Source organism: Deinococcus rhizophilus (assembly GCF_030271215.1).
Classification (GTDB): domain Bacteria; phylum Deinococcota; class Deinococci; order Deinococcales; family Deinococcaceae; genus Deinococcus; species Deinococcus rhizophilus.
This window is the reverse complement of sequence record NZ_JASNGB010000162.1, coordinates 1-7011: the sequence shown is the minus strand read 5'-3', so window position 1 is coordinate 7011 and position 7011 is coordinate 1. Positions and strand designations below refer to the sequence as shown.

Genomic DNA, 7011 nt, shown 5'->3' with positions numbered 1-7011 from the left:
TCTGCGTCCTGGACGCCATTTCCCTCAACCTGTCAGGTACTGAGCGTGCCGTGAATACCCCGTACACAGAGGCGGCCAGGGAGAGGGCAGCAACGGCCGACCTGGGCGTGGCTGCAGAACCAGGGCTATAGGCTCTGCGAGATCAGACCGTCACCAGAGACTCCGCGTCTCCCTCTGCCCTGTCCCGGTTCCCGGCAATAGGAGATTTTCGACAAAACACTGAACCCTCTATGAAGACCCTGAGAGCAGGTTCAGGGGCATGAAGATGAGTAAATTGTGACGCAATACACCCGACGACCGGGAGTTCAGCCTTATCGCGGCGGCCCCATTTCCAAGGAGAACCCATGAAAAAGACCCTGCTCTCGACCAGCCTCCTGATGGCGCTCGGCACGGCCCTCGCGGGGGGCAGCGGCTCCGCGCCCACCACCACTNACGACCGGGAGTTCAGCCTTATCGCGGCGGCCCCATTTCCAAGGAGAACCCATGAAAAAGACCCTGCTCTCGACCAGCCTCCTGATGGCGCTCGGCACGGCCCTCGCGGGGGGCAGCGGCTCCGCGCCCACCACCACTACACCCCTGACCCCGGTGACCCCCCAGGTCACACCCGTGACCCAGGTGCCCGTCGTGGCCTGCACGCCGGGCACCTGGGCACAAGCCGCCATCGAACTCGTGACCCAGCGGGGGCTCTTCATCGGCTATCCCGACGGGCAATTCGACTGGTGCCAGGCCGCCACCCGTCAGGAGGTCGCGCAGGTGCTTGCCCGCCTGATCGCGCAGCTTCCCGCCAACCAGACGACCTTCAACCCGGCTGAACTCCAGACCCTGCGCCAGGGCCTGCAAGAAGCGCTGACCGGGCTGGAGCAGCTCCGTGCCCAGGTGGCCGCCCAGAACACCGCCATCGAGGAGCTGCGTGCCCAGATTGCCGAGCTGCAGGCGGCCATCGCCAACCTCCCGGCAGGCGGGACGGGCGCGGCCGGGGCAACGGGTCCCCAGGGCCCCGCCGGTCCTCAGGGTCCCCAGGGCGAGACGGGCGCGACCGGCGCTCAGGGGCCGGCAGGTCCGCAGGGTCCGGCGGGCCCCGCAGGAGCGGTGGGCGCTGCCGGGCCGCAGGGTCCTGCCGGAGAAACCGGAGCAACGGGCCCGCAGGGCGAGCGCGGCGAACCCGGCGTTTCCTATGTGCCCCCCGTCGAGGCGCTGCGTTACGGAAACTACATCGGGGTGTCGTACTACAACATCCTCCAGCAGAATGTCGGCTCGATGGTGCGCGTGATGGTCGGTAACGACGCCCTGATCGGCAGCCTGGGCCTGCGCGTCACGGGTGATTTCCGCGTGCGCGGCGAGACCCCCGGCAACAGCATCAGCGCCCTGGCCACCTACCGCGGCACCTTCAACCGCGCCGACGGCATTCTGGGCGCGGGCGGCGGCTACAACCTCGAGCGGGGCTCCACCTTCGGCGAGCTGCTCGTGGGAGTGGACTACCGCATCATCGACCGCGTGGCCCTCTTCGGGGAAGCCCGTCAGCAGTTCTACTTCGACGGCTCGAACACCACCAACAGCTCCATCGCGGCCGGGGTGAAGTTCCGCTTCTAAGCGGCTTTCCTTCCGCACCCTCCCCACGGAACCCCTCACCGGGTTCCATTTTTTTGGCCCTGCGCCCTTCCTGGCCCACCCTTTTTTCTCTGCTGGAGGCCCGGCCAGACGGAACCCACTCAACCTGCGTAACCATCGGGAAAGCGCCTCTTGCGGCTCCGTACTGCACAACCTGTGTCTTCTCCCGCTCGCGCCGCTCGGGTGCCCAGGCTGAGCAGTGCACCTTTTATCGGGAATTCCTATCAGTCGTCCCCGGCGGGCGGCCGAATCCGGAACGCCTGCCGGGCAAGCAGCGCTGAGAGCAGCAGCCCCGCCAGGTGCCAGGGCGGAAGCTGCCCGGAGAGCGCGAAGGCGGCGTCGGCCAGCACCAGCAGCCCGGCGAGGCACAGACCGACCAGCGGAACCCGGCTCTCGTGGGGGGTGGCGTACATCGCAGCGCGGGGCTGGGGGTCGTTCATGGCGTCGCGGGCCTCGGCGTAGCGGATCAGGGTCAGGACCCCGTAAACCAGCAGCAGCCCCGAGAGCAGCAGCAGGGCGAGGCCGGGATACCGCCCGCTGCCCGCGTAGGCCAGCGCCCCCAGCGTGAAGTGCCACAGGAACGTGAGGATCGCCAGCAGCGCCAGACCCAGCGTGGCGGGCGTGCTGTAGGTGGGAGGAGCACCGAGCGGAGGCATGGGCGGGTCCCTCCACCCTACCCCCACGCCGGGGCGCAGACCGTGGCGGCGGCAGTCAGGACCAGGCCCGGGGGCCCCCCCAATCATCTCCCGGGCCACGGACGGGGCGGAAAGGCCGTGCGGCACGCCGCCGCCGGGTTTATGCAGAAAAACCACGTCTACCACACCCTTTTTGGCGCTTGGCACAGCAAGGCCGGGGGGCGTACACTGACCCCCTACCGCCGCGACCGACGGCGAGAGCAGGGGGTGAGGGGTCACATGGGAACCAAGGAAGACGTGCGTGCGCGGCTGAATATCGCGGACGTCATCGGGGAACATGTGCGCCTTTCACCGGCCGGAAAGAGCCGCCTGAAGGGGCTGTGTCCCTTTCACAAGGAAAAGAGCCCCAGCTTTCAGGTCGACACCGAGCAGGGGTACTTCTACTGTTTCGGCTGCAAGGCGGGCGGTGACGTCTTCGCCTTCGTGCAGCGGGTCGAGAACCTGGAGTTCGGGGACGCACTGCGGCAACTCGCGGACCGGGCCGGGATTCAGGTCGAGGCCCGCTACGGCGAACGCAGCAGCCGCGACCTGTACGACGTCAACGCCTTTGCGCTGGACTACTTCCGCGAACAGCTGTCCGGCCCTGCCCTGGACTACCTGCGGCGCCGGGGACTGACCGACGCGACCCTAGAAGCCTTCGAGCTGGGGTACGCCCCGGACTCCTGGGACGGCCTGCTCAAGCGGGCGCGGGCTCGGAACCTCACCGAGCGGCAGCTGCTGGAGGCGGGGCTGCTCAGCGAGAATCCCGAGTCGGGCCGGGTCTACGACCGGTTCCGGGGGCGGGTGATGTTTCCGATTCGCGACCACCTCGGCCGCCTGGTGGGGTTCGGGGGACGGGTGCTGGACGACAGCAAACCCAAGTACCTCAACACGCCCGAGACGGAGGCGTTTCACAAGGGCGAGGTGCTGTACGGGCTGGACAAGGTGCGGCCCACCCTCAAGGGCGGCAGCGAGCTGATCGTCGTGGAAGGGTACATGGACGTGATCACCCTGCACCAGCACGGCTTCACGGGCGCGGTCGCCAGCCTGGGCACGGCGCTGACGGCCGAACACGCGGCGCTGCTCGAACGGCTGGGGGCCTCGAGCCTGGTCCTGATGTTCGACCGGGACGAGGCCGGACTCAAGGCCACCCTCTCGGGGCTGGATCAGGTGCTGGGCGCCAAGTTCCGGGTGCGGGCGACCAGCGTGCCCAGCGGCAAGGACCCCGCCGACGCCCTGCTCGCCGGGGACGAGGCGGGCATCCGCGAGGCGCTGGCGAGTGGGCTGGACGAGGTGGACTACCGGGTCAGCAGCGTGATCGCCAAGCATGACCGCTCCACCCCGGAGGGCAAACGGGCCATCCTGACAGAACTGCTGCCCCGCATGCAGATTCAGGACGCCTACGACGAGGTGAGTTCCAGCGCACGCCGGATCCGGTCGCTGCTCTGTTCCAGACTGCAGATGGACGAGACGCGGCTGACCGAGTGGATCGGCAGCAAGGCGCGGCGGCGGACCCTGACCGACACCCACCTCGCGGGCATGAGCACCGTCCGCACCGAGGAAGACCGCGAACTCTCGCTGCTGCGGCAGTTGCTGGTCGATCCGTCGCTGCTTGCCAAGCTCGACGGCACGACGCCGTGGCGCAACGAGTCTGTCCGCAAGGTCATGCTGGCCGCGCAGGGAGCCCGGAGCCCCGACGACATTCTGGAAGTGTTCCGGGGCCAGCCCGAGGAGCAGCTCCTGATCCGCCTGATGTTCGAGGGCCGCGACCCCGGTGCCCATTCCCGCGCCACCAATGAGCTGTACGAGCAACGGGTCGCCGCCTACGCAGCGGTGGCGGTCGACGACATTCAGGTCGGCCGGAGCATTGACTTTCTCCGGGCCGAGGTCGACCTGCTCAAGCAGCAGATGTCGGCGGCCACGCCGGGCGAGCAGCTCAGCTACCTGCGGCAGATTCAGGACCTTCAGCGGGCCATCGAGGCCGAGAAGCGGGCGCGGCGCTCGGGCGCCTGACCCTGGCCTCAGGGCGGGGCAATGGAGGCGGGCGATCTGGGCCAGAAACGAAAAAAGCCCGCCTTGCGGCGGACTTTCCTGGTGGTGTGCCCGAAGGGATTCGAACCCCTGGCCTTCTGATCCGTAGTCAGACGCTCTATCCAGCTGAGCTACGGGCACATGCGTGTGGATGGTGCCGGGTGGTGCTTGGCGGAGAGAGCGAGATTCGAACTCGCGGTAGAGAATAACCCCTACGAGCGTTTAGCAAACGCTTGGTTTAAGCCGCTCACCCATCTCTCCAGAAGGGCACCAGATTGTCATGCTTGGCTGGATGGCGAGGGGTGAGGGATTCGAACCCCCGGTGGGTTGCCCCACTACGGTTTTCAAGACCGTTGCCTTCAGCCACTCGGCCAACCCCCCTTGCGGCGGGGCGCTCCCGACCTGTTCCCGGGGGAACCTTCTCAAGCGCGAAAGGAAGTATAGGCACCCTCCCCGGAAATTGTCAACGCCTGCGCCGCTGAACGTGCCAGGCCAGCCCCAGCAGCGCCGCGCCCAGGGCCACAGTCCGCCAGCCGGGACCCTGCCGGGGCCAGGCCGCCTCGCCGCGCAGCAGGGCGGTCAGGGCCTCCTCGTGCCGGGTGCCCGGCGGGGCGGGAAGCCAGGCGGGAGGCAGGGTCAGGTCGGCATGCAGCACGCCCGTGCGGTAGCGGTTCTCCCAGGGATGGCCGCTGCCCGCCGCCCGCTCTCGCCCGGCAGCCCGCAGGCGCCCCGGCTCGCCCTCCTCCACCCAGGGCAGCAGGGCGAGGAAGCCGGGGCGCGGCCCGGTCAGGGCGTAGGACCGGAGTTCGGGGGCGTCCTCGGCGCGGCCGGTGATCGCGCTCTGGCCGTCGAAGGTGAGGTCCAGCAGGTTGCCCACCACCATCGGGTTGACCGCGTAGCGAATCGAACGGCCCCCGGTGGTGGTCTGCCAGCTCGACTCCAGCCAGGCGACGGGCTGGTCGCGCACGTTGGCGGGGTCGGGCGGCAGCCCCTCCAGACTGGTCCAGGGGGCGCCATTGGCGTCGGGTTGCAGCAGGACGGTGCAGCCGCCCGCCTCCAGCTGCCCGATCACGTCCTCGCGGAAGGCGTCGAGGCTGATCGCCACCCCCAGGTCGCCGACGGGGGTGGGAAAGACCCGCAACTCCTCCAGCGGTCCCGGCGTGAGGTCCACGCCCCCGGCTTCCTCGGCAGGAGTGAGGTGGACCTTGTCGGCCACGCCGATCAGGTCGCCCTGCGGGTCTATCAGCACCGTCTCGTTGTGCAGCACGCCGGGCCCGCGGTGCACGCGCCCCCCCTCCAGCCGCAGGCGCGGCATGGGCGTAGAGCCGCAGCAGAGGTACACCCCGTACTCGCGGGCGAGGTCGCGGCAGGTCTCCAGGTACAGGCGGGCATTCTCCGCGCTCAGGGCGAGTTGCAGCGCCCGGATGGGCGAGACGCGCTCGCGCAGCAGCACCGGCAGGGCGCGGGGCAGGTGACGCAGAAAGAGAAGCAGCGCCGCCCGCTCGAAGGTGCCCGCCCGCGCCGCGACCGGGACCCCGCGCAGCACCAGCGGCAGCCCGTTGAGTTCGGTCAGCACGACGAGGTTGGGGCGGTCCGGGGCGAGGTGGGGCCTGCTCATCTCCAGTTGCCCGCGCAGCCAGGCCCGGAACGCGTCCGCGCTGGTGAAATCCCCGGTGCTCCAGTGCGGCTGCACGGCGAGGGCGCGGAAGTGTCTGGGGTGGTGGCGGGAGGGGGCTTCGCCGGGGGTCATGCCGACCAGCCTAGCGGCCCCGCGTGGGATCATGCGGCATGTCTGGCCTGCCCACGCCCGGCCCGCCCATATCCGGCCCGCCCACCGAGATCACCCCGCTGGGAGACGCCGCCCTGATCGTGCGCTCGGTCCTCGCGCCGGGGTTGCGGGCCAGCCTCGCGGCGCGGCCCCTGCCCGGCGTGCGCGAGACCGTGCCCGCGCTGGACGTGCTGACGGTGCTGTACGACCCGCTGACCACGGGTCCGGAGGCGCTCGCGGCGGCCCTGCGTGAGCGGCTGGCGGGAGTGCGGTCGCTGGAGGCCGCGCCGGGACGCCTGCACCTCCTTCCCGTCACGTTCGGGGGGCCGGACCTGGGCTGGTGCGCCGGGCAGGTGGGGCTGGACGAGGCTGGCTTCATCCGGGCGCTGGAGGGCGTGACCCTCACGGTGGCCTTTCTGGGCTTCACGCCGGGGTTCGCCTTTCTGACCGGGCTGCCGCCGCAGTTCCAGATGCCCCGGCTCCCCACCCCCCGCGAGCGGGTTCCGGCGGGCAGCGTGGCGCTGGGCGGGCCGTGGGCGGGCGTCTACCCGCGCGAGACACCGGGAGGCTGGCGGGTCGTGGGCCACACGGACACGCCCCTGTTCGACCTGGGGCGGCCAGAACCCGTGCTGTGGGGGCCGGGCGACCGGGTGCGGTTCATGGCGGCCGATGCCTGATACGGATTCCGTCCACTTCCTTTCCTTCCCCAGGAACCCGCCCTCTCTCCTTCTTGCCTCCGCTCGGATGGAATCACTTCGTCAGCGATTCCATCGGAGTCCGTCTGAGGAGCGACGTGCTTGAGGTGCTGCGCCCCGGCCTCCAGACCACCGTGCAGGACGCGGGGCGGCGGGCCCTGGCGCTGGGCGTGCCGGGGGGTGGGGCGGCGGACCCGGTGGCCCTGCGGCTGGCGAACGCGCTGGTGGGCAACCC

General features: G+C 70.0%; 5 protein-coding genes and 3 tRNA genes. 3 read left to right on the top strand and 5 right to left on the bottom strand.

Annotated elements, in window-relative coordinates; translation table 11 throughout:
* The first annotated feature begins 483 nt into the window (after positions 1–483).
* Entirely contained in the window at positions 484–1590 is a 1107-nt protein-coding gene (locus tag QOL99_RS13710; protein ID WP_285524630.1) for an autotransporter outer membrane beta-barrel domain-containing protein, read from the top strand.
* Between the two features lie 242 nt (positions 1591–1832).
* On the opposite strand, the gene QOL99_RS13705 is transcribed toward QOL99_RS13710, so the two are convergent.
* Entirely contained in the window at positions 1833–2264 is a 432-nt protein-coding gene (locus tag QOL99_RS13705; RefSeq protein WP_285524628.1) for a hypothetical protein, read from the bottom strand.
* A 258-nt stretch (positions 2265–2522) separates the two neighbouring features.
* Between QOL99_RS13705 and dnaG the strand changes: the two genes are divergently transcribed.
* The gene (gene dnaG / locus QOL99_RS13700) at positions 2523–4295 is read left to right on the top strand and encodes a DNA primase (protein WP_285524626.1); all 1773 of its coding nucleotides are present in this window, start codon (positions 2523–2525) and stop codon (positions 4293–4295) included.
* A gap of 82 nt (positions 4296–4377) precedes the next feature.
* Here dnaG and QOL99_RS13695 read toward each other — a convergent pair.
* The 4 genes from QOL99_RS13695 to QOL99_RS13680 all read right to left on the bottom strand — a co-directional run bounded on the left by QOL99_RS13695 (position 4378) and on the right by QOL99_RS13680 (position 6063).
* Positions 4378–4454 (bottom strand) — tRNA-Arg (locus tag QOL99_RS13695).
* A 28-nt stretch (positions 4455–4482) separates the two neighbouring features.
* A tRNA-Ser gene (locus QOL99_RS13690) sits at positions 4483–4574 on the bottom strand.
* 32 nt (positions 4575–4606) lie between these two features.
* Positions 4607–4694, bottom strand: a tRNA-Ser gene (locus QOL99_RS13685).
* 82 nt (positions 4695–4776) lie between these two features.
* Positions 4777–6063 (bottom strand): nitrilase-related carbon-nitrogen hydrolase, encoded by a 1287-nt coding sequence (locus tag QOL99_RS13680; RefSeq protein ID WP_285524624.1) that lies wholly within the window; start codon positions 6061–6063, stop codon positions 4777–4779.
* Positions 6064–6101: 38 nt separating this feature from the next.
* On the opposite strand from QOL99_RS13680, the gene QOL99_RS13675 reads away from it, so the two are divergent.
* On the top strand, positions 6102–6758 hold the full coding sequence (locus tag QOL99_RS13675) for a 5-oxoprolinase subunit B family protein (RefSeq protein WP_285524623.1): 657 nt from the start codon (positions 6102–6104) through the stop codon (positions 6756–6758).
* Positions 6759–7011: the final 253 nt, after the last annotated feature.

What these genes read in the sequence shown, in the direction of transcription:
- QOL99_RS13710 (WP_285524630.1), top strand. Translation starts at nt 484, where the DNA reads ATGAAAAAGACCCTGCTCTCGACCAGCCTCCTGATGGCGCTCGGCACG.
- QOL99_RS13705 (WP_285524628.1), bottom strand. Translation starts at nt 2,264, where the DNA reads ATGCCTCCGCTCGGTGCTCCTCCCACCTACAGCACGCCCGCCACGCTG.
- dnaG (WP_285524626.1), top strand. Translation starts at nt 2,523, where the DNA reads ATGGGAACCAAGGAAGACGTGCGTGCGCGGCTGAATATCGCGGACGTC.
- QOL99_RS13680 (WP_285524624.1), bottom strand. Translation starts at nt 6,063, where the DNA reads ATGACCCCCGGCGAAGCCCCCTCCCGCCACCACCCCAGACACTTCCGC.
- QOL99_RS13675 (WP_285524623.1), top strand. Translation starts at nt 6,102, where the DNA reads ATGTCTGGCCTGCCCACGCCCGGCCCGCCCATATCCGGCCCGCCCACC.